Source organism: Parabacteroides sp. APC149_11_2_Y6 (genome assembly GCF_054506995.1).
Genome location: NZ_CP173709.1, coordinates 4,928,716 through 4,955,215, shown reverse-complemented (window position 1 = coordinate 4,955,215; position 26,500 = coordinate 4,928,716). Strand labels below are relative to the sequence as shown.

23 protein-coding genes are annotated in these 26,500 nt (G+C 37.3%); 12 read left to right on the top strand and 11 right to left on the bottom strand.

What is annotated here, in order from left to right:
* Nucleotides 1-9: 9 nt before the first annotated feature.
* The gene (locus tag ACGE0T_RS20200; RefSeq protein ID WP_459188366.1) at nt 10-1,416 is read right to left on the bottom strand and encodes a sensor histidine kinase; all 1,407 of its coding nucleotides are present in this window, start codon (nt 1,414-1,416) and stop codon (nt 10-12) included.
* A gap of 184 nt (nt 1,417-1,600) precedes the next feature.
* Here ACGE0T_RS20200 and ACGE0T_RS20195 point away from each other — a divergent pair, with 184 nt between their 5' ends.
* Both ACGE0T_RS20195 and ACGE0T_RS20190 read left to right on the top strand, forming a co-directional pair.
* Complete coding sequence (locus ACGE0T_RS20195; RefSeq protein ID WP_459188365.1) at nt 1,601-2,458, top strand: GLPGLI family protein; 858 nt, start codon at nt 1,601-1,603, stop codon at nt 2,456-2,458.
* Between the two features lie 158 nt (nt 2,459-2,616).
* Nucleotides 2,617-5,109: a carboxypeptidase-like regulatory domain-containing protein gene (locus ACGE0T_RS20190; protein WP_459188364.1), complete on the top strand. Its 2,493-nt coding sequence runs from the start codon at nt 2,617-2,619 to the stop codon at nt 5,107-5,109.
* 21 nt (nt 5,110-5,130) lie between these two features.
* Here ACGE0T_RS20190 and ACGE0T_RS20185 read toward each other — a convergent pair whose 3' ends face one another.
* From ACGE0T_RS20185 to ACGE0T_RS20155, 7 genes are all read right to left on the bottom strand, one after another.
* Entirely contained in the window at nt 5,131-5,790 is a 660-nt protein-coding gene (locus ACGE0T_RS20185; protein WP_459188363.1) for a hypothetical protein, read from the bottom strand.
* Between the two features lie 286 nt (nt 5,791-6,076).
* Complete coding sequence (locus ACGE0T_RS20180) at nt 6,077-6,856, bottom strand: hypothetical protein (RefSeq protein WP_459188362.1); 780 nt, start codon at nt 6,854-6,856, stop codon at nt 6,077-6,079.
* Between the two features lie 167 nt (nt 6,857-7,023).
* Entirely contained in the window at nt 7,024-7,830 is an 807-nt protein-coding gene (locus ACGE0T_RS20175) for a glycosyltransferase family 2 protein (RefSeq protein ID WP_459188361.1), read from the bottom strand.
* A gap of 57 nt (nt 7,831-7,887) precedes the next feature.
* Nucleotides 7,888-9,087, bottom strand: coding sequence for a glycosyltransferase (locus ACGE0T_RS20170; protein ID WP_459188360.1), 1,200 nt, complete (start codon nt 9,085-9,087; stop codon nt 7,888-7,890).
* A gap of 16 nt (nt 9,088-9,103) precedes the next feature.
* Nucleotides 9,104-10,417 carry a hypothetical protein gene (locus ACGE0T_RS20165; protein WP_459188359.1) on the bottom strand — a complete coding sequence of 438 codons (1,314 nt, stop codon included), beginning with the start codon at nt 10,415-10,417 and terminating at the stop codon, nt 9,104-9,106.
* A gap of 61 nt (nt 10,418-10,478) precedes the next feature.
* On the bottom strand, nt 10,479-11,510 hold the full coding sequence (locus ACGE0T_RS20160) for a glycosyltransferase family 4 protein (protein ID WP_459188358.1): 1,032 nt from the start codon (nt 11,508-11,510) through the stop codon (nt 10,479-10,481).
* Between the two features lie 201 nt (nt 11,511-11,711).
* Nucleotides 11,712-12,245, bottom strand: coding sequence for a UpxY family transcription antiterminator (locus ACGE0T_RS20155; RefSeq protein ID WP_459188357.1), 534 nt, complete (start codon nt 12,243-12,245; stop codon nt 11,712-11,714).
* 642 nt (nt 12,246-12,887) lie between these two features.
* Between ACGE0T_RS20155 and ACGE0T_RS20150 the strand changes: the two genes are divergently transcribed.
* A complete protein-coding gene (locus tag ACGE0T_RS20150; RefSeq protein ID WP_459190526.1) occupies nt 12,888-13,586 on the top strand; it encodes an EamA family transporter in 699 nt (232 codons plus the stop codon).
* A gap of 3 nt (nt 13,587-13,589) precedes the next feature.
* On the opposite strand, the gene ACGE0T_RS20145 is transcribed toward ACGE0T_RS20150, so the two are convergent.
* Nucleotides 13,590-14,987: an alanine/glycine:cation symporter family protein gene (locus tag ACGE0T_RS20145; RefSeq protein WP_459188356.1), complete on the bottom strand. Its 1,398-nt coding sequence runs from the start codon at nt 14,985-14,987 to the stop codon at nt 13,590-13,592.
* Nucleotides 14,988-15,155: 168 nt separating this feature from the next.
* Between ACGE0T_RS20145 and ACGE0T_RS20140 the strand changes: the two genes are divergently transcribed.
* Both ACGE0T_RS20140 and ACGE0T_RS20135 read left to right on the top strand, forming a co-directional pair.
* A complete protein-coding gene (locus ACGE0T_RS20140) occupies nt 15,156-15,515 on the top strand; it encodes a DUF488 domain-containing protein (RefSeq protein WP_459188355.1) in 360 nt (119 codons plus the stop codon).
* Nucleotides 15,516-15,657: 142 nt separating this feature from the next.
* Nucleotides 15,658-17,853, top strand: coding sequence for a RagB/SusD family nutrient uptake outer membrane protein (locus tag ACGE0T_RS20135; protein WP_459188354.1), 2,196 nt, complete (start codon nt 15,658-15,660; stop codon nt 17,851-17,853).
* Nucleotides 17,854-18,027: 174 nt separating this feature from the next.
* On the opposite strand, the gene ACGE0T_RS20130 is transcribed toward ACGE0T_RS20135, so the two are convergent.
* Both ACGE0T_RS20130 and ACGE0T_RS20125 read right to left on the bottom strand, forming a co-directional pair.
* Nucleotides 18,028-18,723 carry a response regulator transcription factor gene (locus ACGE0T_RS20130; protein WP_459188353.1) on the bottom strand — a complete coding sequence of 232 codons (696 nt, stop codon included), beginning with the start codon at nt 18,721-18,723 and terminating at the stop codon, nt 18,028-18,030.
* Complete coding sequence (locus ACGE0T_RS20125; protein WP_459188352.1) at nt 18,720-20,138, bottom strand: sensor histidine kinase; 1,419 nt, start codon at nt 20,136-20,138, stop codon at nt 18,720-18,722. Before ACGE0T_RS20125 ends, ACGE0T_RS20130 begins: the two co-directional genes overlap by 4 nt.
* A 35-nt stretch (nt 20,139-20,173) precedes the next feature.
* On the opposite strand from ACGE0T_RS20125, the gene ACGE0T_RS20120 reads away from it, so the two are divergent.
* From ACGE0T_RS20120 to ACGE0T_RS20090, 7 genes are all read left to right on the top strand, one after another.
* A complete protein-coding gene (locus ACGE0T_RS20120; protein ID WP_459188351.1) occupies nt 20,174-20,305 on the top strand; it encodes a bacteriocin in 132 nt (43 codons plus the stop codon).
* Nucleotides 20,306-20,418: 113 nt separating this feature from the next.
* Nucleotides 20,419-20,571 (top strand): lactobin A/cerein 7B family class IIb bacteriocin, encoded by a 153-nt coding sequence (locus tag ACGE0T_RS20115; RefSeq protein WP_459188350.1) that lies wholly within the window; start codon nt 20,419-20,421, stop codon nt 20,569-20,571.
* 3 nt (nt 20,572-20,574) lie between these two features.
* On the top strand, nt 20,575-20,763 hold the full coding sequence (locus tag ACGE0T_RS20110) for a hypothetical protein (RefSeq protein ID WP_459188349.1): 189 nt from the start codon (nt 20,575-20,577) through the stop codon (nt 20,761-20,763).
* 234 nt (nt 20,764-20,997) lie between these two features.
* On the top strand, nt 20,998-22,230 hold the full coding sequence (locus tag ACGE0T_RS20105) for a hypothetical protein (RefSeq protein ID WP_459188348.1): 1,233 nt from the start codon (nt 20,998-21,000) through the stop codon (nt 22,228-22,230).
* A gap of 290 nt (nt 22,231-22,520) precedes the next feature.
* Nucleotides 22,521-23,690, top strand: a complete 1,170-nt coding sequence (locus tag ACGE0T_RS20100; RefSeq protein ID WP_459188347.1) for an HlyD family efflux transporter periplasmic adaptor subunit — start codon at nt 22,521-22,523, stop codon at nt 23,688-23,690.
* A gap of 10 nt (nt 23,691-23,700) precedes the next feature.
* Nucleotides 23,701-25,866 (top strand): peptidase domain-containing ABC transporter, encoded by a 2,166-nt coding sequence (locus ACGE0T_RS20095; RefSeq protein WP_459188346.1) that lies wholly within the window; start codon nt 23,701-23,703, stop codon nt 25,864-25,866.
* A 22-nt stretch (nt 25,867-25,888) separates the two neighbouring features.
* Complete coding sequence (locus tag ACGE0T_RS20090; protein ID WP_459188345.1) at nt 25,889-26,182, top strand: helix-turn-helix domain-containing protein; 294 nt, start codon at nt 25,889-25,891, stop codon at nt 26,180-26,182.
* Nucleotides 26,183-26,500 lie beyond the last annotated feature (318 nt).

Here is a 26,500-nt window from a genome sequence, read left to right as displayed (position 1 = left end):
TTCAGTTTTTTATTGAGGAATAGCGACTATAACTTTTGTTCCCTGCCCGATTCCACTCAGTAAAGAGACTTTGCCGCGATGCGCTTCAACAATTTGCCGGACATAACTCAAGCCTAGCCCGAGTCCCGGTATTTGTCTCCCCGACAAATTAGTAGAACGATAAAACTTCTCAAAAACTTTTTGCTGTTCATTCAGAGAGATACCGAAGCCATTATCTTCAACTGACAATTCGATTCCTTTCTCTTTCCGTAACACAACAATACGAATATCCACTTCCGGACCGGAATATTTTATTGCATTTTCCACCAGGTTACAAAGGACATTCGCCATATGTACAGGGTCCGCCGTAACAAAAGGTAAATCCGGAGGAAATGCTATAGAAAAAGAAACCTGCTTCCCCGACGGTATCTGAATAAAATGCAATACCTTCTCTACCAATTCCTGCAAATTAAATGAAGAAACGTTCAACGGGGTATTACCACCATCCGCACATACCATATCTTTCAATTTTCCCAAATAAGCAGAAAGATTATCCAATTCAAACAGGGCATCCCGGGAAACTTCCGAGCAAGCCTTCTCATCCATACGCATATCCTTATCGTTCAAAAACGTTACACACATCTTCAAAGCTTGCACCGGACGGCGAAGTTCATGTATCATCGTATGGACAAAGCCTTCACGCATCTCTCCTATTCGTTTCTGTTCCAAGATCGTCCGTATCTGGAACCATAAACAGAAAACAAGCAATAGTATCAAGAAAAGACTCAATCCCAACTGACCTCCCATACGAACAAGAAGCGGATGAAAAGGAAGGGATACAGTCAATAAGATTCCTTTTTTATCAAAAGGTGCATACATATATTTCACAATCAGGGAAGAAGACAAAAGTCCATCCTTCTGTAATTGCCAGGAAGAAACAGGATTTAGTGTATCTTTTTCAGCAAGAGGCAAACTGCTGAATCTATATCCGGGCAAACGGACTTTCAACAAGCTATCCAACCGTTCGCCGGAAAAAGGGACAAAATGATTTACCACCGAACGTTCCACTCCCGACAACAAACTATCTTCCGACATAAAGGGATCAAATTTCAGATTCAGATTGGATGTCTGCATGGTTGCCGTATCTTTCAGCATAAATTGAAATCCGGCAGAACTGCGGGAAGAAGTTTCTTTTTCAGAAACCGTCCTGTGTTCTACATTCCGGTCAAGAATATAGGTCACTTTTGTACCCAGCGCTACCCGCCGTCGTATCCCGAATTCATCATTTCCTATCTCCTTTACTTTTTCAGCGACACTTTCACCATACCGCTGCATTTCATACCGGAACTGGCTATACAACCAATACCCCTGTACCCCTATCGCCACCAGTGCTGCCAGTAATGACAATAAGTAGATTAACTGTATTCGTTTTTCCATCCGTTCCTTTTTTCAGACAAAGTTAAAAAGGAGAACAAATGAAAACGAAACAAAGAGGATATTTTTCTGCGGGAATAATAAAACAGTAATATTTAGCCAGCGTAATATTTCAGTAATAACTTTTTTCTCCTGCATCCTTCCTGCCCGGTATATTTGCCACAAAGAATTATAAAACATAACTGAGATGAAACGGCTTATATTAACAACATCTATTTTCTTGTGCACACTTTCAGCAGTTGCACAAATAAACATCCGCGTGTATAATCTCGATGAGGTATTCAAAGCCAAACCGGTAGATAAACTATTGTTTACGGTACAGTATCAGACATCTTTTGTCAGCGACACTTTAGCTCCTGAAAATCAGATAAAAGAAACGATGATGCTGAAAGTCGGTACTAAAAGCTCCGTCTATTACAGCTACTCCCTTTTCCATATGGACTCGCTGGTGGAGGCAGACAAAGCAGCAGGAGCCTCACAAGAAGTCATCGCCGAACATTTAAAACAAGGAGGAGGCAATATCAATTACCGGATATATAAAAACTATCCTGTCGGAAAAACAACTCTGCTCGACCAACTGGCAGTAAGCCGCTTTCGTTGCGAAGAGCCGACAGAGCTTCCCGAATGGACCTTATTACCCGATACAACCACTATCCTTTCCTATTTTTGCAGGAAAGCCACCTGCCATTTCCGGGGAAGAGATTATGAAGCATGGTACACGACCGATATTCCCAGAAGCGAAGGTCCCTGGAAACTACAAGGGCTACCCGGACTGATATTGAAAGCTCTCGACAGTCAAAGCCATTATACCTTCACCTGCTCCGGCATAGAAAAAAGCCACAAAGAAGAAATGATACAATTCACAGGTTCCGGATACGAACCTGTCACACGGAAAGAGTTACAAAAAATATATACACGTTATGTTGCCGATCCGATTGGCTATATAACGGAAACATCCCCTGGCATGAAAGTAACAGTAACCGGAGAAGACGGACTGCCTTACCGCCCGAAAAATGTGCCTTACAACCCGATTGAACGGGAATAGGCCTGCCTTTTTATAAAAAGGTCATAGTTCCAAAATTGTTTCACGACTTGAAACAAAAAGTTTCATGCAATTGAAACTAAAAGTTCTACAGCATGAAACTAAAAGTTCCACAGTATGAAACTCGCAAAAGGATAACACACCATTTACACAATCATAGTATGAAGCGACTGATACTCTCTTATCTTTTCTGTTTTATCGCCTTTCATATCCAAGCACAGATACGGATAAAAGGGGTGGTTACAGATGCAGAAAAAAACATACCTGTCGATGCCGCCACCGTACAATTATTAAAAACCGGCAACGGATTGCCACTTAATTATACGCTGACAAACAGCGAAGGGTATTTTGTTCTTCCTGCTAAAAGCATCGATGATTCGATGGTTGTCCGCGTTTCCTTACTGGGCTACCACATAATGGAGCAGCCGGTATCTTCCGAAAAAGAATTGCACTTCCGGTTATTCCCTGAAATTTTTAGTCTGAGAGAAGTGGAGATTCGTCCCGGCAGGGTATACGGAAGACAGGATACGATCAATTATGACATTTCCCGTTTCATATCCCCGAAAGACGAATCTGTAAAAGATGTATTGAAGCGGTTACCGGGTATCCAGGTCGATGATGCCGGTCAAATTTCATACAATGGAAAAAATATCAGCCGTTTTTATGTAGAAGGTATGGACCTGACGGATGGGAGATACGGGCAAATCAGCAATAACCTGCAAGCAAATGCGGTAGAGACTGTACAGGTTTTAGAAAACCATCAGCCGATACGTGTTCTCAATAAAAAAGTATCTACAGAAGACATTGCCCTCAACCTAAAACTAAAGCCCCAGTTCCGTAATCGCTGGCTGGTTAGCGTTGAAGGAGGAATAGGAGCCTCCCCTCTTCTCTGGTCTGGTACTCTGAATGCCATGCAACTAAGCCATAAAAGCCAATCGGCCTATTTTTACAAAGGGAACAATACAGGAAAGGATATAACGGAAGAACAGACGCTTTTTCAAACACCGGAAATAGAAAAAAAGAACGGTCCTCAACTTCCTTCTTTCCTTGAACAAACATCCCTGAATACTCCTCTGAAAAAGGAGCGGTCTTTATTCAACGAGACACATATGTTGTCTGCCAATCGTTTATATAAACTGAATGAAACAACACAGCTCCGGTTGAATGTAAATTATATGCATGATTTACAAAATCAGAAAAGAGGAAACATCACCCGTTATTATCAGGCAAAAGATACGCTTACACTGGAGGAACAAAACAATACTCATATCCGGAGCGACCATGCCGATTTTACAGCGAACCTTGAAAATAACACTGAAGAACAATTCCTGACAAACCATTTCGATTTGTCTGGAAACTGGGAAAACGGTTTATCCTATATTTTAAGTGGCCGGGAAATCACCCAACGGATACAAACACCGGACTTAGGAATTAAGAATTATCTGCAATGCCTCTGGACCCGCAATAAATATACACTGGAAGTTCGCTCGCTTATCCGCTACCATAGCCTACCGGCTCAAATTAATATAGATAACCATACAAACAAGATGAACTTCCGCCAGTTGTATGCAGACCATTCTTTGTCTTTTCTCCGGAAGAAAGGAACACTTACGCAACGGTATACGGCAGGAATTACCGGAGATATAAACAACCTGCATAACGGAATGAGTGTATTGGCCACTCCCAACTATCAGTGGAATCTGCCTAAATGGAATATATCACTGAACCTTCCGTTCCGGTGGACTACTATCCCGGAAGCAGATTTCTCACATCCGGCACTTAATCCCACTTTATATATTAATTATAAAGTGAATTACGCCTGGCGTTTTTCCGCCCGTGCCGGATATAAGGAATCATATGGAGACATTACAGATTTGTATGCCTCCCCTTACCGTTCCAGTTTTCGAAACCGGATAGTAAGCAACGGCATATTGCCGGTGAAGCGTAAGCAGTCGTACGCTTTGTATGGTGAATATAAAAGTACGGTGCGCGAATTCTTTTCTACACTTTCCCTGAACCATTCCCGCAATTGGTCAAACCGGATTTACGAACAGCAGATTGAGGGGGATATCGTATCACTTATCTCCCATCCGGAAGAGAATGATTCCTATACCTGGTCTATCAACGGAACCCTATCAAAAGGGTTTTATGACTGGGGTTTAAAATTCTCTCTCTCCTACCTGTTTGGACGAAACGAAGCCGAACAACTCAGCAATGGCAAACGCCTGCCCTTCCGCTCGGATTATATGCAATACGAACCGAAAATCATCTGGACTCCGACACGGTTATTAGAAATCGGTTACCAGTCTACCATTTATTACGGCGGTTCCCGCATCGGAAGTGAAACCCGCCTCAGTCCTCTGCTAAACATCGTACAGAGGTTACAAGCGTCTTACGAACTTTCGCCGGTGGAATTCCGCCTTTCTGTCGACCATTATCACAATGATATCAGCCGAGATAAAGCAGTGGATGCATTCTTCGCAGATATTACCCTCCACTGGAAAACAGGTAAATGGCAACTAACGGCCGATGTAACCAATTTGTTCAACAAAAAGGAATACCGGTATACGCAATATGCAGCCACAGAAAGCTATACCTCATGGGTGAATATCCGCCCGAGAGAATTTCTGTTAAAGGTGAAATATAAATTCTAACAAGATACATGTGGAGTACTCTCACCGGGCAAAGGGATCTCTTCTTATTTCTTTCAAATAATATGTTCTTACTGCAGCTATTTGTTTATCATTAAACCCTTCACCATCATTTATATCTGTGAGGCGGACATTATTCAAATAAACAATCGGTAAAAATATCCATCTCTTTTGTGTATAAACGACCGGAGTATATTGCAAACGTGCCATAGTATATAACCAGATATCATCAGCAAGAGGAGTTAAATGAAGAGCTTGTTCTATTTTCAGGACATCCGGATGTAAGGAGCCTGGAGGATAAAGGACTCCTCCAAATCCAACCTGAGATACAAAGTAATGCTCCGAAGCATCTACCTTATAACATCCGGGCCAGGTTTCATAAGAAAGTAACTTATTTTTATAATAACGTGGAATGACAGCATAATTGGCGCAAATACAAGATGGATTTTGCAGATGGGTTTGATACAACAAAGTGATTATTTCCGAACTATACATAATATCATCATCGATTGTAATAATAATATCGTCCGGATATTCTTGCATCGCATAATAATACTTTTTATGCGAACGGATGTCGCCACTGCACAATCGTATCTGTAACCCTCTGTCTTGTAAACGTAATAAAGAAGCAGGAAGAATCTCAATAGACGCAAATTGCTCTTTGGAAAGCCAGAGAATGATCATATCCGGCCTCATTTGCTGTCTTAATATCGACTCTACAACCAACCATACTTTATGAATACGTTTAGGAAATGAAGTAAACGAAATAATTATCCGTCCCCGCGTTCGAGTTGTCTCAAGCAAGCTATAAGCAGGATCATTTTGTGTACAACGAAAATATACAGGTAAAATCAGATTCGCTATTATTCTGACGATATTACGCAATAGGGAATAATACCGGACTTTCTCTAATAGCCCACTACGATTTTTAATCAGTGAATACAAGTTGTCAAAATAGTCTATCAACATATCAATCGTTGGCAAATTCAGCAAACGGATCTATGCCCAATTTATCCATATAGTAAGTTCGTATAGCATCAATTTGTTTGTCATTATAATGCAATCCGTCATTTATATCGGCAAGGGTCTCGTTGGCAGTAAAAGGTATTGCTAAATTAGTCCATCGGGTACCTGTATATATTACATGCGTATTTCGTAACCGCCCCATAGCAAACAGCCACATGTCGTCTGCTAAAGGTGCCAACTTTAACAAAAGCTCTAAATTCAACACATCTTCATATAAAACATTAGGCGGATAAAGGACCCCGCCTTGCCCAATCTGCGAAGACATTAAATGATTATCCGTTTCATGTCCCCAAGGCCATTCATCATACAAAGCAAGTTTATCACTCTGGAATTTTAGTACCCGGGTTAGATTGGCACAAACATCCTGTGGATATTTCAAATGAGACTGATACAATAGTTCTATCGTGTCCGAACGATAATATACATCATCATCAATAGTGATAATCATGTCATCCGGATACTCCTGCATCGCATAATAAAACTTTTTATGCGAACGGATATCCTCCCCGTCCCTCAGTTCAATTTTAAGCCCTCTTTTTCTTTGCTCAAGTAAAGAATCAGGGAGAGTATCAATAGACGGGAATTGCTTTCGGGAAAGCCAAAGAATAATCATATCCGGCTTTTTCCGTTGTCGTAATATTGACTCTACTACCATCCAGACTTTCCCGATACGTTTAGGAAAAGATGTAAATGAAACGATAATTCTCCCTTCATTTTTTTTCACAGGGGGCAAACAGTATGCAGGATTGTCCTGTGTTTGCCGTAAAAAAACAGGCAATAACCTATCAGAAATCCCTAATACACACCTTTGCAAAAAAGCATAATAACGAAGTTTACGAAGATACGGATTACGTATCCGGATTCCGGCATACAGTTTATCAAAAAAATCTATCATTTTACTACACTATATCTTGTTTCACGAAAAGGTTTCTTATCCCAGAAAAAAGATAATAATTCAAATACTTTATAAAAGTATCTCAGGCTTAAAAAGAACCGGTTTGAATATAACCCATTTTCTTTAAGAGCTTTTTGATGTTCTTTCATAATTAAAGCCAGACTATTCATGCCCCTTGTACTGAGTCCACCGATACGCATCGTAACAAAGTCTATCGGCATATATACGAATTTATACTTTTTCAATACGATCAATCTTAAAAGGAACTCAAAGTCAGCCCCTATTTTGTATTGAGTATTATATAATCCGGTACTTGCAAAACAATGCCTCTTAATATAGCAGGACGGATGTGCAGGCATAAATCCCAAACGCATTAATTCCGGTTTGAATATCTTAGAAGAATAATAACGCACACACTTCTTCAAATTTGAAGGTTCAACAAAATGAATATCCCCATATACCGCATCAGCCTGGCAAGTGGAGAGCTTATGTACCACCTTTTCTATCACTTTATCTGATGTGAAAAAATCATCAGAATTCAAAATACCTATTACTTCACCGGTAGAACGCAATATTCCTTTATTCATCGCATCATAAATGCCTTCATCCGGATCGCTCAAACAAATCATACGTCCGCCAAACCGGGATTCATATTCTTGCACTACTTCCAGAGTTTCATCATTGCTTTTCCCATCTACAATAATATATTCTATATTTTTATATGTTTGATTCAGTACACTTTCTATTGTATCTCTAATAGTATGTGCACTGTTGTAGGTTACAGTAATAATACTAATCTTCATTTTTTCAATTGGTTTTAACTTCGGGTTAATTATCTTCGTTAGTAAAGTTCTCTCCTTTTATTCCTTTATCAACATGTTATACAAATCAAAATATTCCTGAAATCGTTCTTTCTTATTATAATAATTAATTGCACGTTGTCTACAATCCCGGGATAACCGGACCTGGTCTCTTTGAGATAATTCTCTGATTGCTTCTATTATTCCATTTAAGTCGCCTTGGTCAACAATTATTCCTGTTTCCGAATCAACAGCTTCAATACTTCCTCCTGTCTTATAAGTTATAACAGGTATTCCACAAGCTAAGGCTTCCAGATTAGTTGTAGGAAAACAATCCTCTCTGGTTAGATTTATAAAAATTGTCGCTTCCCGGTACAATTCGACCAGTTGTTGTATATTTTCTGTCCGGCAAATGCCTTTAATGCCTTCCGGCAAATGTCGTAACTGGGATTTCGATAATCCAACTAAAACAATATCGTAATCATCTCTGGGTAACCGCCTCCTTAAACGAAAAAAATCAATCAGTCCTTTTCTGCTATCCCAGACATTAGCAACCCCCAACAATGTTATTTTCAGTTTTTTCTTTCTTATCTTTCCGGGGATAAATAGGTCTAAATCAATTCCATTATGAATACGAAGGATTGGATATTTACTCAAGTAAGATTCCTTTATCACCCCCTGCAACCAATCAGACACACACACTATCGTCAGATTATCCGGTAAAGTAAAAGCATTCCGCTTTTTGATATAGTTTTCTTTCGAACAATCGAATAAAAAGCTGGAAGGATAGCTTTTTTTCTGTGGACAATCATAACATTGCTGTTTCCAGCGGTTACAATTGATAAAAGAAAAATAAGAACAGTGGCCAGTCACAGCCCAACAATCATGTAAAGTCCAAACAACCGGTATATTTGCCCGCGTAAGATATTCAAACAGCAGAGGATAGTTTAAATAATACCCATGAATATTATGCAAATGAATCAAATCCGGTTTTATAAGTTCAATTTGCTTAATCAACTTTCTTGTTGCCTGGCGGGAAGCTAAACCATGTCGATCAAAAAAACGGGTTGTTAATCCATGCAATAAATTATCCCAACTTGTTCCTACTCTGATTGATTCAGATTGGCTTTTTCTGGGTCTTCTACCATAGGCTATCAAACTCCGCCAGCCTTTAGATATGACTAATTGCCCTATTTCCTCGGCAATTCTACCAATTGAGGTGGTATTAATAACAGTATTGATTTGAAGAATAGTCGGCATAGGTTAAAAAGATATATTAAAGACTTAATTTTTCTACCAGAAATTTTACTACATAAATGGAGAAAAGGATTCCTATTAAATAAGCAAATGAACTTTGTAAATCACCTCGTAATATAAAAAATGTCATACCTAGCAAGACCAAATACTGTATTGTACCCATTATAGTCCTTTCTCCTTTACTCCAAAAAACAGTATCCACTCTTGAGCAGAAAACGGCTAAAACAACAGTAAAAAGAATGAATCCAATAAAACCTGCATTTATATAGCCCTCCGCAGGAAATGTCATCGATATATTTGAAAATGAAAGATTTAATTGTTCACTCAAAAAAAAGCCACTCCCTGTAGGCTTTTCCTCCCATAAAGAACGAGGGACAAAAAATACAAAAACCCCTAATAGTTGTTTCCCATATGTTACAATATCATGCTTCAATACCAACAGGAAATTCTGATAGGCATCAAAATGCCCCTCCAGGAACATAGAGAAATCAGGGCTTAAAGACAGACTCTTTCCAATCTTATAATTGCGGAATTGGTTCAAAAAGGGAAAAAAGGTTAGCATCCCTACAATCATGGATGTAACAAAAATATTTTTCTTCGATAAGAGAGGTATCAATAATATTACAATAGGGATATATAAAACGGCAACCTGATAACGGGCAATAGCTGTGGGAAAAGCCATAATTATCCCTATCAAAAACAAAAAAACTTCTACCCCAAGATTCTTATTTTTAGATAAATGATAAAATAATGCAATAAAAATAGGGATCGGCCTTAATACAACCTCTACTATCAGCCATAAAGTCATATTAGAAAGTTGAGAATCCTCTATTAGTTCTCCTCCCCGTAGAAATAAAGAAAAAATATTAAACTTATTTATATAGGAATATACATATAAAACAGACAGAGACACAAGGAATAAAACCACCTCTCCCTTAATGGAAAAAGTATATTTCTCTCGATATACAAACTCCCGGTAATATAAATTTCTTCCTCGACATAAATCGTATATCAAAGCAAATAAAAAAATAAAAACCAATATATAGAAATTAGCAACCAAATAATCATCCGGGATTAAAGGTTCTAATGTCCAGATTTTCACATCCTTTCTAAATTGTAGCCACGGAGCTATACCGAAAAAAAAGAAAGAAAAAAGATAGAAAACTTTTTGCAATGAATAAGGTAAGTTTTCATCTTTGTAAAGCCTAAAAATAGAAAATAAAGAAATAACCAGAAACTCTAATTCAATAAAAAGGTCATTGCCTTCTCCGGCATTAAGAAAAAGATAAAATGAGATACCTAACAATATGATGTAAGATATAAATTTCAACATAATAGCATGTATAGATATAAATTTATTTTACATTGGTTAATTAAATGAGATAAAGCTACTATCAAATACTCACTAATGTTTTTGCCACTATCTCGGGAGTTATACGGGAAGATAGCTTCCGGCTATTTAAGCTCCACTCTACAAGTTCCTGTTCTTTCATATTTATCACCTTTTCTATTTTATTCTTCAAATCATCCTTCTGTTTATGACTAAACGTACAGCCGTTATAGCCATTGATAACAAAATAAGGAACTGCACCACAAATATCCGAAGCAATGATAGGAAGCCCTGCTGCAGAAGCTTCATGTAAGACCAGAGCCCAGGGTTCAAATAATGAAGGAAGGATTAAACAACCTGCATTTTGAGCAATATCCTTTAGTTCTTCCTGCCCTTTAAAATCAAGAAGTTCTACATCATACCGGGATAGTTCCTCCCTCAAAGGACCATTTCCGACTAAAGTGAGTTTCCATCCCCGCTTATCTTCAATTGCCTCCCAGGCTTTCATAAGAGGAATCAAGCCTTTAACAGGGTTATATCGTCCGATAAATAATAAATTTTTTGGATAGTTTTTCTCTTTTACTGCAATATCTACCTGTTGAAAAAGCCCAACATCCGCTGATAAATTAGAAATTAAAATAGACTCTTTTTTAAAGCCCAGCCGCCTGGCATATCCATATTGCCATATTCCGGCAACAAAAAGATGAGTAAACCATTTTTTATGCCTGAAAGGAGACAATAATATATTTACCCATTGGGACTTTCCTTTGAATTGAGTATCACTTCCCGCTATAATGGGAATATCCGTATTTGATTTCAGTTGCTTACACGTTTTATTATATAATGCATCCATCCAACCGGATGTCAGTATAAATACGGGCTCTATTTCACGATATAGCTGTAACAGCTTATCTACTGAATTGTATTCGGAACGGGAATAAAAGCAGATGCCTTGCATATCCTTAACAACATAAGGAGTCTCATTCCCCTCTGTCCTTCGGACAACATGCACACAATATTTCAGTTTCACAAGCTCCTGAACTACAATATGAGTATAAGGCATATACTCTGAATAAAGAATCAAAATATTTTGCATTATATTTTTTAATCCTACTTATTTCTAACTATTTTACAATATAACATATCGATTAATACATTTCTCTTCTGGACATTCAGACTGGCCAGATTATAGTAATCCGTACTGCCGATGCATATTCGGAAGGAAATTTTATTTTCAATAAGGCAAAGGCTGGAAGTATAGGCAGGGATAGAAAATGCTTATTGTTAGGAAAGTATATTATTCAAGTTTCTCACAATACCATCTTGGTATATGAATCATTACACCTAATGAAATAATAGTAACAACTATGTAATATTTACCCTTATATCGCGTAAGTTTGCCTGTCAGCCCTTTAAATGCTCCATGCTTGACACGGACAAGCGTTCCGGAAGTCGTTTCCACTTCGGAAATATCAACATAAATTGTTCCTTTATATTCGGGATCACAAATGGCACGGAGTTCCATCATCTCATGCTCTTTGATTTCACAAAGTTGCTTGGTATCATGATGACGCAATAACAGAAATGGGACCGGACTATTATCTACCAGTACTTTCAATGTTTTATCATCCATTGTTTTCATTAGAAATACTAGATTATGGACAGCAGGAACCAATTTACAGGACTTTTTACCAGTCCTGTCGGTTCTTTCTTTATAGTGCATCGGAATAAAGTATTTTAAATTATTCCTGGCAAGATATTCTCCCAATCTTTTTTCTTTACAGTTAAGCGTTCGTACAGCATACCAAATTTGTTTGGTATTTTCGTTCATTTCCTTTCAAATTTAAGCTCTCTCTTTTCGTAAATTACACCCAATACTTAATAAAAAACAGGACATATTCTCTCTATACCCACAGAGAATACATCCGTGAATCAACCCTATACTTTTAAAGATTTAGCCTTTTTGTATAATATTCTGCACAAGAGTAAAACTCGCAGAATATTTATACTCAGTACTAAAACGAAACAAATATAAGATAAACGGCAACGCTTCACAACAGCCCTTATTGGTTGTTCGGATTTATAAAACTTATTATTTTTCAAGCACAGATAGAAAATCAATGCTTAAATAAAGCAGACAAGAAACCGTTAAATCAGACAAACAAATGTTAATGCTTTTTTTTATAAAATACAAAACGAACTTGTTTTATCCCTGTAGTTTCTTTTTCAGATAGTTTAGCCTGTATTTATCACATTATTCAATTAACTTTGTAACAGAAACTTTTCCAGTCAACAGTATATGCTATTCACGACCATCGCAATCGCACTACGTATTTTTTCCAATCCCATTGGAAATGTATTCCAAAAGAAACTTACGGGAAGATATAACCATCCTATGGTGGTCAATTTTATAACGTTTTTCCTGTTGAGCCTGCTCTGTATTATACCAGGTATCCGGATTGACTGAAGTAGCCTGCCCTCTTCTTTCTGGTATTATTGTGTGATTGCCGGTGTCTTTGGAGCAACAGGCAACGGATTCCTGGTAAAAGCATTGCAGGGAGGGGATTTATCCATATTAGGACCTGTCAACTCTTACAAATCGGTTATTGGAATTATTGTAGGTATATTCCTGTTACACGAAATACCGAATATATGGGGAATTGCAGGTATCATACTAATTATTTGCGGAAGCTATTTTGTACTGGATACCATGGAAGAACGTTTCTCCTTTGCTTTACTAAAAAACAAAGAAATCAGATACCGTCTACTTGCAATGGTACTGACAGCCATAGAGGCGATTTTCATTAAAAAAGTTATCCTATATTCCTCTACGACTATCTCTTTCATTGTTTGGTGTTGGTTCGGAGTATTCTTCTCTTTCTTCCTTCTACTCCTTTTCAGAATACAAGTGAAAAAAGAATTCAAAAGAATAAAAGCGAAAGATTTACCTTTATACGGCTGGTTAGTGGTTTGTATCGGTATTATGCAATATACGACCAACTTTGTTTTCGACCACATGAATGTAGGTTATGCGCTCGCCCTGTTCCAATTATCTACAATTGTCAGTATATTTCTCGGCTACCGGATATTCAAGGAACAGGATATACGCAAAAAGCTGCTGGGATCGGTAATCATGGTGGCAGGTTCTGCCATCATCATACTGCTAAATTGATTCCTACCAACATTCTATCTTATCTTTCAGTTCCGGAAGACTATTTTTATCAAAGACAGGACTCTTTATACCTTTCCGTTTCTGAGAAAGATAATCATTCAGCAATAAAAATGCCTGCCGGCTTAATAGGGAAATTGCTATCAGGTTACAAATCGTCATCAGTCCCATTGTAATATCTGCCAGCCCCCAGGCAAGGTCAAGGCTTGCCAATGCGCCAAACATAACCATGCCTCCAACTAACAGGCGGTAAATAAACAAAATCCCCTTGTTCTGTGTCACAAACCGGATATTCGCCTCTCCATAATAATAATTGCCAATGATACTGCTGAAAGCAAAAAGCAAAATAGCCACAGCAACAAAAACACTTCCGGTACTACCCACCTCATTTACCAAGGCTTGCTGCGTTAGTTGGACTCCGCTTACAGAGCCGTCAAGAGGCACCCCGCTAAAAAGAATGATAAAAGCCGTACAGGTACAAATAATTAAAGTATCTGTAAAGACTCCCAAAGTTTGAATCAGCCCTTGTTTAACCGGATGTGATACATGGGCTGTCGCAGCCACGTTCGGTGCCGACCCCATACCGGCCTCATTGCTGAACAATCCTCGTTTAATGCCTTGCATCAATGCAGCTCCCAAACCACCGCCTATAGCCTGTTGCCAACCGAAAGCATTCTCGACAATCAAATCGAACACTGCCGGCAATTCGCGTATATTAAACAAAACGACACCTAAAGCCAGTGCCACATAACCAAGTGCCATAACCGGCACAATGATACTACTCACCTTGGCAATTCGCTGAATGCCCCCAAAAATAACCAAAATAGTAAATCCGGTTAACAGAACCCCAAAGATAGTATGGTCTATACCGAAAGCTTCTTCCCATGCGGCACAAATCGTATTACTTTGTACGGAATTAAAAGCAAAGCCGAAAGTGACGGAAATGAGTACGGCAAATAATACCCCCATCCACCGGAGCCCCAACCCCCGTTCCATATAGTAGGCGGGACCGCCTATAAAAGAATCTTTCCCTTTCCTTTTATATAACTGTGCCAAAGTGGATTCAACGAATGCGCTCGATGCTCCCAGCAAGGCAATAATCCACATCCAGAACACAGCCCCCGGTCCTCCTATAGCAATAGCGGTCGCCACACCTGCAAGGTTTCCCGTGCCGACACGACTGGCAAGAGAGACAGCAAATGCCTGAAAGGAAGAGATATGTTTTCCCCCTTCATTGTTCCCTGTAGAATCTCCAAGCAATCGAACCATTTCCCGAATCATGCGGAACTGTACAAAACGTGTTTTCAATGTAAACCACACCGCACAGCCTAAAAGCATAATTATCAATATATACGACCAGAGAATGTCATTTACAGAGCTAATCCAATTGTTTAATATATCCATTAGTTTTGTTCGTTTTGTTACAAAGATATGTATTTTCCATCATAAGGATAAATATCCGAAAGAATAAACCTTGTATAAATAATCATAACCACTACAACCTTACGAACAACTTATTTGTCTGTATATTAAACGGATTGTATAACATCAAAAACAAGAAGGGAAACTATTATGACTCAGATTAAAATCAAACGGGTATACGAAGACCCTGAAAAGAATGACGGATACCGTGTATTAGTAGACCGTTTATGGCCCCGCGGCATGAAAAAAGAACATTTAAAATATGATGTCTGGGAAAAAGATATTACTCCTTCACCCCAGTTAAGAAATTGGTTTCATGAAGACCAGAAAGCGCATTGGGACGAGTTCGCTACACTCTATACAAAAGAACTGGAAAATTCCGACGCTGCACATATATTCCTTGACCTGATAAAATCCTACGATACGGTAACCCTGCTATATGCTTCTAAAGAGCCTGTACGAAACCATGCACAGGTTTTACAGAAGTTTCTGCAACAACATGTAAAATAAATTACAACCAGCTTTCTATAATGTACAAACTCTACATTAATAGATAAAATAAGATTCGCCCTTTTCGAAAAAGAAATCCTCACTTGATTTATTTTTACCTTAAGCAAATAATTTCTTTCTTTGTAAGAAATTATTAAACTTTATGAAAAATCAAATTCTCCTTTCGTTGTTGTTTATAGCTATTTTATTTTCTTCTTGTACTAAAACAGAGGATACGCCACTACCATCAAAAAATGATGTAGAATATACAGTGACTGGAAAAGTAGAAAAAGGGCCATTTATACAAGGTTCAAGTATTAATATTCAGCCTTTGGACGAAAAACTTTCGCTTTTGGGAAGTATTTACACTACTACCATCCAGGATAATGAAGGCTCATTTGATTTTCCAACCCAAAAGTTTATTTCTCCCTACGCACTGTTAAGTACAGACGGTTACTTTTTTAACGAAGTAACAGGGAAATTATCTAATAGCACCATACACTTGGAAGCGATTGTCGATTTATCTGATAAAACAACAGTCAATCTTAACTTACTGACCCATTTAAAAGCAAACCGTGTAAAAAAACTTGTTGAAACAGGTATCAGTTTTAAAGAGGCAAACACGCAAGCACAAAAAGAATTGCTAACAAATTTCGGACTTCAACGTTATACAGAAACTGACGCCTCCGAGTTTTCCATTACATCAGGAAGTCAAGAAGCCGGTGCACTTATCACAGTTTCTTCTGCTCTTTTATACAAACGTTCCGAAGCAGAATTAACTGAATATCTATCAAAACTCAACCAGGAATTTACTGCACAAGGTAAATTAACAGATGAGATGAAACAAAATTACATCGAAAATTGTATAAAATTGAATTTGAATAAAATCAGCGAAAATATCATCAATCGCTATCACTCTATGAATAAAGAAATCACCGTCCCTCCTCTCCAATATTTTATTGATTGGAATGAAGACGGCATTGCCGGTAATGAATTGGGAGACGGTAGTGATATCCAATTAGCTTTTGAAAAAGATACTCTTTTTGTTCCACAGGAAGGTGGGACATTCAATATACAAGTCAATACAAATATACCCTTCACCTTTACGTACAAAGGATCAGCACCCGGAGTATCAACCTTCCCCGAGCCTGATATCTTTAATATAGACAGTATAGATTATACCAAAACTATAGAAAACAACCATATAGTTTTAACCATTAATCCAGCACAAACATATCTTACTTATCCTGCTAAGGTAATAGTATATAGCTATGATGGAAAGAATTCTTCTCGATTGATCATTATGCAAGAAGGCGATAAAAACAAGCCGGTTTTATCTAATAATGGTACTTCCACTGTAGATAATTTAAATAACGACATAGCTAAGTCTCTATACTATTTCCATATAATGGAGGCTCTTTATACCAATACTTATACATGTGAAAACGGGAAAGATCCGTTTGAAACACATCAATTAGACAGTAATAATAGCCAAATATCAATAGCATGGAATACTGCTTACAGATCACTTACACAAATACGAAATATATCCAAAATGAGCTTAACAAAGCTACCCCAAATAATTCCTAACCTTTCATTTATGACAGCCTTGTTATATTATGAATTAGCCGTTTTATGGGAAAATATTCCATATGCAGAAAATATCAACAATGATTTTGATTTTGGAAATATAACTCAAATGAAAAGTAATGATCTTTTTAACCTTATCGAAGATCAATTATCCGGAGAAATCGATAAATTTGAAAACAAGAAAAATACTTTTGATTCCATCGATGACTATTTCCGATCTTCTAAAGATTTCCCACGTGCTATATTAGCAAAAATGTATCTTTATCAAAAACAATACTCTAAAGCAAAAGAGCTATTTGAAGCCATTGTTGACGATAATCATTATCAGATAGCGACATCAAGAGAGCAAGCATTGAAAAAAAATAGTTCCGAAATGATATGGGGATATGAAAACCCGGTCTTATCCAGTTCTAATTTCATTGATTATCAACCTATCAAGTTAGATAACTTTTTATCATTTGTTACTTATACAGAGGTATTACTCTCATTAGCTGAATGTGAATATAAGTTAGGAGATACTACTACTGCCACCCATTATTTGCAAGATGTGACATCAAAACGTGGATTAACTACTACTGCCGATTTTTGGACTTCATTAAAAACAACATGGGCAAGTGAGCTAAAAGGAACAGGAACCTATTTTGCATTTTTAAAACGAAACGGATTGGCACAAACAGAATTAAATATTAAAGATTATCAACTACTATTCCCCATTCCTCGTAATGAGATGGATGCATCTCCTAATATTACCCAAAATCCGGAATATTAATTTAAAGTCTAAAAATGAGTCTGTCGGAGGTATAAATATCTGATAAATTAGGATTATATCTCCGCATACTCTTTTATAAGAACTATTTTGACTGTTAGAGATATTATTAGAGTTAATATTTTCTGACCTTAAAATATCTTTACAGATAAATATCATTTCTGTGATGTAGACAACCTATTCAATTACAAGCATCAGCCCGACCCCTTTTACCGTCTTTATTTTTACAGACGGTTCGGCAGCCAGATGCTTTCGTAATTTAGAAATGAAAACGTCCAAGCTTCTGGATGCAAAATAATCCTCTTCCGTATTCCAATAACGGCTTAATATGGATTCCCGCTTTACGACCTGACCTTTATTCTCACATAATAGCTGAAGGATACCCGCCTCCCGTGCCGTTAAAACTACGCGCTCTCCATTCTCATTCTCCAGGATAGCATGTGCAGCGTCCAATTCAAACCGTCCTAACTTATAGCAATTTGTTTCATTCCTGAAACGGCTGCCCTCTTTCAATTTCAGAATTGCTTTTATATGCGCATTCAGTTCTTCCGGGCTAAAAGGTTTCTTTATATAATTATTTCCCCCCAACAGATAAGCGGAAGTCACACTTTTAGGGGTTTGTACAGCCGAAGCGAATAAAATAGGAATATCACCATCTGTTTCACGAATTTTTTCTACCATTTCAAAGCCGTTCATTTCCGGCATTTCCACATCCGTAACAATCACATCCGGCTTATTAACCCGGTAAGCAGCCAGCCCTTCCAGACCATTAGCAGCGACTGTCACTTCGTAGTCTCCTATCACATCTTCCAGACCACTCTGAATCATATAACAAAGATTGGCGTCATCTTCTACTAATAATAATTTAGTCATAATTTTTCGATTAAGTTAGGTATATATAGTGTAAATTCACTGAACTCACCTTCAATGCTATCCAATTGAACTTTACCCTGATGGGTCTCTATTATCCCCTGTACAAAATTCAGTCCCAGCCCAAATCCCGTAGCTCCACCTTTACTACTTCTTCCTGTAGCAGAGGCACGTTCAAATTTCTCAAATATCTTTTTTTGATTTTCATGCGAAATACCAAAACCATCATCTTTCACACGTATTAAAGTATATGCTCCCTCAGAGCGAACCAAAATATCGATATGTACTGTTTCTCCCGAATATTTAATCGCGTTATCTATTAAATTGCTAACCGCTTCTTTCAAATATTCTTTATCCCCCCAGATATTTTTATTTTGAACGTTTATCGCAAATATAACAGCTTTCTTTGTTTTAGCAATAAATTTTTCTTTTAAATCCAACAATAACGGAGTAATGTCAAATTGTTCCTTATTTAAATCCAACTTATCCGTTTCCATTTTAGAAATGGTAAGCACCTTATTTGTCAAATTCAATAAATGCCCTACTGCTTCTTCTATAATTCTGAAATGCGTTTCTTTTTTCTGAGGTTTATCCTCCAACCTACCACTCTGCAAGATACGTATCCCCATCAGAATAGAACTTAGTGGTGTCTTCATATCATGAATCATTGCAGATGAGAAATCTTCCCGCATTTTTGCAATCCGGTTCTGCCTGGCAATAATACGTATCTGGTAAATAATACAAGCAGTAACAAACAACATCATCAAGGCTGTAGCTATCAACAATAACCCCAAACGTCTAAAAATAGTCCAATAAGGATTTAACAAAATAGCTTGTATACCTTCGGAGCCATCAAGCCGGATAGGAATAATCTGTGTTTTAATTATTCCCCAATGAAAATTTGGAGAAGAAGCTGTTGATTCAATAACGGACCCATCTTTTACAAAAATATGATTCAACACCACATCTGTTAGAATATTTACAGATTTCAATTGAGAAATATAAATACTATCCAACATAGATAAAGATAATGTTTCTCCCCACTTTATTAACTCTTCCTGAATATAAACAGACTGATTTCCAATTTCCCCATGTTGTTCAGCAGGTCCCCCCATTATCTGTTGCGGCGGGTTGTCCCGTCTAAAAACATTTTGAACTCTATGGATAGCCTCAAGTTCAACTGAAGTTTGCAAAACACTATATGACTTAACTTGTATTTCTCTCTGAAGTAATGTATATGTATGATACAACCATACTATCTGCAACAATAATATAGAGATAAGCGCTCCCCCTGTTATTAATCGTACATATATCTTATTCATTTTATAATAATCTGTTGAATCTGACAAAGATAATAACATTCTCATTATATTATATAACATTCTGATAATATACCAAATAGTCTTAGTCTTATACATTTGCACTTCGTATTTATCATTAAAAAATATATATTATGGAATCAAAGAGAATTTTATTTCAAGAATTATCAGAAAACGAACTACAACACACAAATGGAGGACAAGTTGTATGCGTTCTTGTTTGTATTGACGGCATTGTTACTTATCAATATATAAATGTTGATTAGAAAATATAACAAAATGATAACGTCAAGATAACTTAAACAAACAACCTATCAAGATATCTTTACAACATCAAAATAAAGATTTTTCATTTATGTCTAATTTAAATCACAAAATTATGAAAGAGTTAACAGAAAAAGAATGTATGGAAATGAACGGAGGTTATGTTCAATTTGTAATAGCAGTCGCATCTGCTGCTATTTATCTATATAACAATTGGGATGATTTTGCAGAAGGTTTCAATGAGGGTTACAATAGCACAAGAAGATAAATTATGGAAAAAGAAAGATTACTACAGGACTTGTCCACTATCGAACTATCAGAAATAAATGGTGGAGATAAATTTACAAAAAGTGTTGGCTCAGGGTTAGGTACATTTGGAGGAGTTCTTATGAATTTTCTACAAGATATGTGGGATGGAAGCATCGAATCAGCTTCCAATGGTTCTTATGCTTACAAATAATTAATAACCAAGGGATAAATTACTTTTAATTTATCCCTTATATATACAAAACTCCTATGAATACAGAAGAAGAATTAAAACAAAAGATAAAAAATCAGAAGAGAATAATAGTTGTTCTAACTATCTATGTTTTACTATCTTTATTTATACAACTATATAATATGTTTGCCTGATTACAAAAATAATATCATAACGCTTTTAATTTATCCAATCGCATCTAAAGATGCTATAGTAATGAAAATATTCATCATCTCCATTTCAACAATCCTTGTATTAGGACTGATGTATTTTATTTATGCCATCTCTTGGATCTATAGGCTCAATGTTAAACTGGATGGGGTAGGAAACAATTTATCCGACACTTTCAATATTGAATTACCTTTATTAAGAGATCCTAACGGATACTTTTGTATTATGTCGAAACTGGATAATTTACCAAAAGAAAGTTTCATCCTGGACACCAGAGCTACAAGCTTAGCAAGAATCGAAACCTTACAAAAGATGAAAGCCCGGTATTGGGGAACTTATCCTGTTTTTGTAAAAAATACTTATGGCCAAATGGAAAAGTTATCCTTATATGAATTAAAGAGCCTGACAATAGAGAAAGAGAAACTTCAAAAACCTCTATTTAAAGGCATCACAAAAACGAACGCAATACACAATCTCTTATATAAAAAGGTTATAGGGAGAGACATATTACAACACTTTACTTGGAAATTTTCTTTGGATGAAAACAAGCTAACGTTATTTTTCAATAAAAATAATCACCAGATTCAATTAAAGACACAAGGCTTTCATTTAATAAAAGATGGACTGATAGAGAATAAAATAATTCTAAATTCTCCACTTTTATCAGACAGTTATAAATTTAGCTTCGATTTGGGTTATCAAGGAGAAATAAGTATTGACAAAAAAATATTTCAGCTTTTGAAAGATAAATCACCATGCATAAAATACTTAAATGCACGTACTTCAGAAAGAATCGATACAACATACGTTTTTCCCGGGATAACTATTGAATGGGATGGTTTTCAAATACCTGATTGCGAACTTTGTTACTATCCTTTGACAAACAGGAATCTAATAGGAGTCAGATTTATAGAACAATTCAATTTCATTCTCGGTTATCAAAAATCAAAAGAAGGTCCCAGATCTTCAAACCTATACATACAGCCCCGAAAAATAAACCTAATAGACACGAACAACTATAGTCGTTCAAATTTTGGTTTCGAGATTGGTCTATTAAATGGGACTTTACAGGTAACCTCCATTGAAATAGGCGGAAAAGCAGAGCAAACAGGACTAAAAGTAAAAGACAAAGTAATAGATATTGACCAAAATAGCATTCACTTAGATGAAGAATATGTCCTTTCAGGTCAGATAAATAATTATCTCTGTAGCAAAAGCTCTATTTTGATAAAAGTAAAAAGAGATAATAAAATAATTGAATACAAAATAACTACTTAGAACAGATAGACTTCAATGAAAAGGAAAGAAAACCTATTGTTTTTCTTCCCAAAACAACCACCTTTTCCTGCCAAGACCCGGGCCCCACTACCATCCAGACCCACATCTCAGCCTTGTTCACACCCGGGTATGAAGGGACGGGAATGGAGATATCAGGCAATAAAAGTGCTGATTATGACAACAATCAGGGCAAAGCCATTAACCTAATGATAACATACCCATAACCTTCTTGACTTTTCTCTATCCATATATTTGTGTCAGAAGAATAAACGAATCAAACAAGATAAGCAATGTTACTGCCGAATGAATGGATAGAAAACAGTATTGAGACATACATCTACCACCACACTACAAAATCCCAGATAATCTATTGGGTTGTTTTAGGAGCAATCACCATATCCCTGATTGCACTGCCATTTATATATGTGGATATATCCATTCAGGGAAGTGGCATCGTAAGGCCTGTTACGGAAAAAACAGAGATCAAATCGGCTGTTACGGAATATATCGATTCAGTTTTCGTACGGGAAGGAGAAAAAGTGAACCGGGGTGATATCCTGCTCCGTTTCCGCACAAACAATGCAGACAACAAAATAAATTACCAGTCAAACCGGTTGAATGATTACGAAGCCCATCTTGCCGATCTGGCTTATTTGGCAAAAGGAGAAGTCCCTGCCACTTTCAGTTCACCCGTACGCCAACAAGAATACAATTATTTTATCCGCCGGAAAAACGAGTTGGAAACAACGCTTGCCCAGGCAAAAAAAGAATACCTGAGGAATAAGACTTTATTTGAGAAAAAAGTAATTTCGGAAGAAGAATACGATAAATATTATTTCCAGTACCAAAGCCACCAAAATGAACTGGCATCACTCAAAGAGAGTCAAATCAGTACGTGGAGGACAGACCAGAATTCATACCGGAATTTATATAATGAAATGAAAACAAACCAAAAACAGGAAATAAAGAATAAAGACCTGTATATCGTACGCAGTCCGGTTAGCGGAACCGCCGATCAGTTTTCGGGTATTTATAAAGGGAGCAATATCCAGACAGGACAATCCTTAGCTGTAATCAGTCCCGATTCCACCCTCTGCTTCGAAATTTATGTAACGCCACGGGACATCGGTTTCCTGCATATCGATATGCCGGTCAATATACAGGTCGAATCGTTTAATTACAATGAATGGGGTACACTCCCCGGAAAGGTAAAAGAAATCTCATCCGACTTTCTGACAGACAGCCAGGGTAACTCTTTTTACAAAATAAAATGCCGGATGGAAAAGAATTATCTTACCCTGAAAAGTACAGGTAAAAAGGGATACCTAAAAAAAGGGATGACCGTAAATGCACATTTCATGATTACCGAACGTTCCCTGTTTGACCTGCTTTACCAAAAGATGGACGACTGGGCTAATCCTACACAATATAAAACAGACCGGATAATTGCTAAAAATTAGAAATCAAAGTATGAAAAAAGGAATTCGCATCAAACAGCATGATATAACAGATTGCGGTGCAGCATGTCTCGCTTCCATTTGCGCTCATTACGGACTACAATATCCTGTAGCACGTATCCGTCAATATGCTTTCACCGACCAGAAAGGGACAAACATTCTTGGCTTAATTGAAGCTGCCAACAAATTAGGATTCTCCGCCAAAGGGGTCAGGGCACAGTTTGAAGCCTTATCCGTAGTACCCAAACCGACCATTGCCCATATCATCGTAAAAGAAGTGCTCCAACATTTTGTCGTTATCTACAAAGTCACAAAGACCCACATCACCTATATGGATCCGGGAAACGGACAGATGCACAAAAAGACGAACGAAGCATTCCAAAAAGAATGGACGGGCATACTTGTCCTGATGGAACCGGAAGAGACATTCAAGCAAGGGAATATGAAGGTTAGCATGACACGCAAATTCCTGTCGTTGCTGGCTCCCCACAAAAGCGTGATGTTCCAAGCTGTTTTCGGAGCGTTGATTTATAGTATATTGGGATTATCCACATCCGTATACATTGGAAAAATTACGGATTATGTGTTAATCGATAAAAATATCAACCTGCTCAACCTGATGGGAATCATCATGCTGCTGATTTTAGTCTTACGTACGTTTATCGGTTCCATGAAAAGTATCTTAGCCCTGAAAACGGGACAGAGGATAGATGCCGCATTAATATTAGGTTACTATAAACACCTGCTCACGTTGCCACAACAATTCTTTGATACCATGCGGGTCGGAGAAATTATCTCCAGAGTAAACGATGCAGTCAAAATACGCAACTTTATCAATAACGTATCATTAGACCTTGTTGTAAACTGTATGATTCTTTTCTTCTCCGTTTGCCTGATGTTTGTTTATTCCTGGAAACTGGCTTTGGTTACACTGCTTTCGGCACCGTTATTCTTTGTCATTTACTGGTTGTTCAATAAACTGAACCGCAAATACCAGCGAAATATCATGGAAAGAAGTGCCGACCTGGAAGCCCAGTTGGTGGAATCGATTCATTCTATTTCCACCATAAAACGCTTCGGCATAGAAGACTTTGCCAACCTGAAAACCGAAAGCCGCTTCGTGCATTTGCTCAAAAATACGTACCATAGTATTTATGGAGCTATTATCGCACAGGGAGGTATCCAATTCATTTCAACCGGTATTACCGTAGCCGTACTCTGGATTGGCAGTTTGCAGGTTATCGACCAGGAACTGACACCCGGCACATTAATGGTTTTCTATTCTTTAATCGGGTATGTATTATCCCCTATCGGTTCCCTAATCACTTCCAACCAGACAATTCAGGAAGCCATGATAGCAGCAGACCGCCTGTTCCAGATTATGGACCTCGAACAGGAACAGAATGACGAACAGAAAATCACTCTTGAAACAGAAATGATAGGCGATATCACGTTCGAAAATGTTTCTTTTCGATATGGTTCCCGCAAGCAGGTATTCGAATCATTGAATCTGATTATAGAAAAAGGAAAAACAACTGCGATTATCGGTGAAAGTGGTTCCGGCAAAACGACGCTTATCTCTTTGCTTCAGCATATTTATCCCATTCAATCCGGACAAATACGGATTGGAAGTTATGATCTTGCACAAATCAGCAACCAAAGCCTGCGTCGCAGGGTCGCTACCGTCCCACAACAGATTGAGTTATTTGCCGGAACAATTGTTGAAAATATAGCCATCGGAGATTTGCAACCGGACATGAAGCATATTATGGATTTAATCGAGCAATTAGGCTTAAAAGAATTTATCGAGCAACTACCTAAAGGGTATATGACCCATATCGGCGAACATGGTGCTTCACTTTCGGGCGGAGAACGCCAGCGGCTTGCCATAGCGCGTGCCTTATACAAAGAACCGGACATATTAATTTTCGATGAAGCAACTTCCTCTTTAGATTCCATCTCCGAAAAGTATGTAAAACAAACATTAGATGCACTCGCCGGCAAAGGAAAAACAATCCTGATTATTGCCCACCGTCTAAGCACAGTCAAAAGAGCGGACAGAATTGTCGTAATCGATAAAGGACAAGTAGTAGAAACAGGCACCCATAAAGAACTTTGCTCGATAGCAGATGGCATCTACAAACGCCTGTGGAGAGAACAAGTGGATGAGATAGATTGATTTAACTTGTAAACTATTTATTATGCAACTATTTAAAACGATAGATCGTGCCTGCCAAATACATGCTCTTATTCAAAAAGAGGCAACAGGTACACCTGATGAGTTCGCAAAACGACTACATATCAGCCGCCGCCTACTGTATTATCTATTGGATGAACTAAAAGACGTTGGCGCTGAAATAGAGTATAATCGTAGAAAATCTACTTTTTATTATGCTAATGATTTTGAATTTAACTTTATTATAAAAGCATTAGATCTCAAATGTGATGAAAATAATTATATTGTTCAGAACAACAACAAACATTTTCAAAAATAGTGCATTTATATTGCACTGAAAAACATGATCTTTGTAAAGACTTGCAAGTTAACAATTTATTTACAGGTTCTTCAATTTCCTGAAAAATTGGGAAGCGGGTATCGAAAAGCTTTGAAAGAGTAGATTTTATTGTAATAAATATGAATAATCTAAAATTATCAGAATTAAGTCAAAAAGAAATGACTACAATTGATGGTGGAGGCATATTAGCCGTATGTGTAATCACTGGACTATTATTACTTCTTGCACAAGAAGTAAATTAAAGAAAAATGAGAAGATATCTGATTTTCATGGATATCTTCTCATTCTACAATCTAA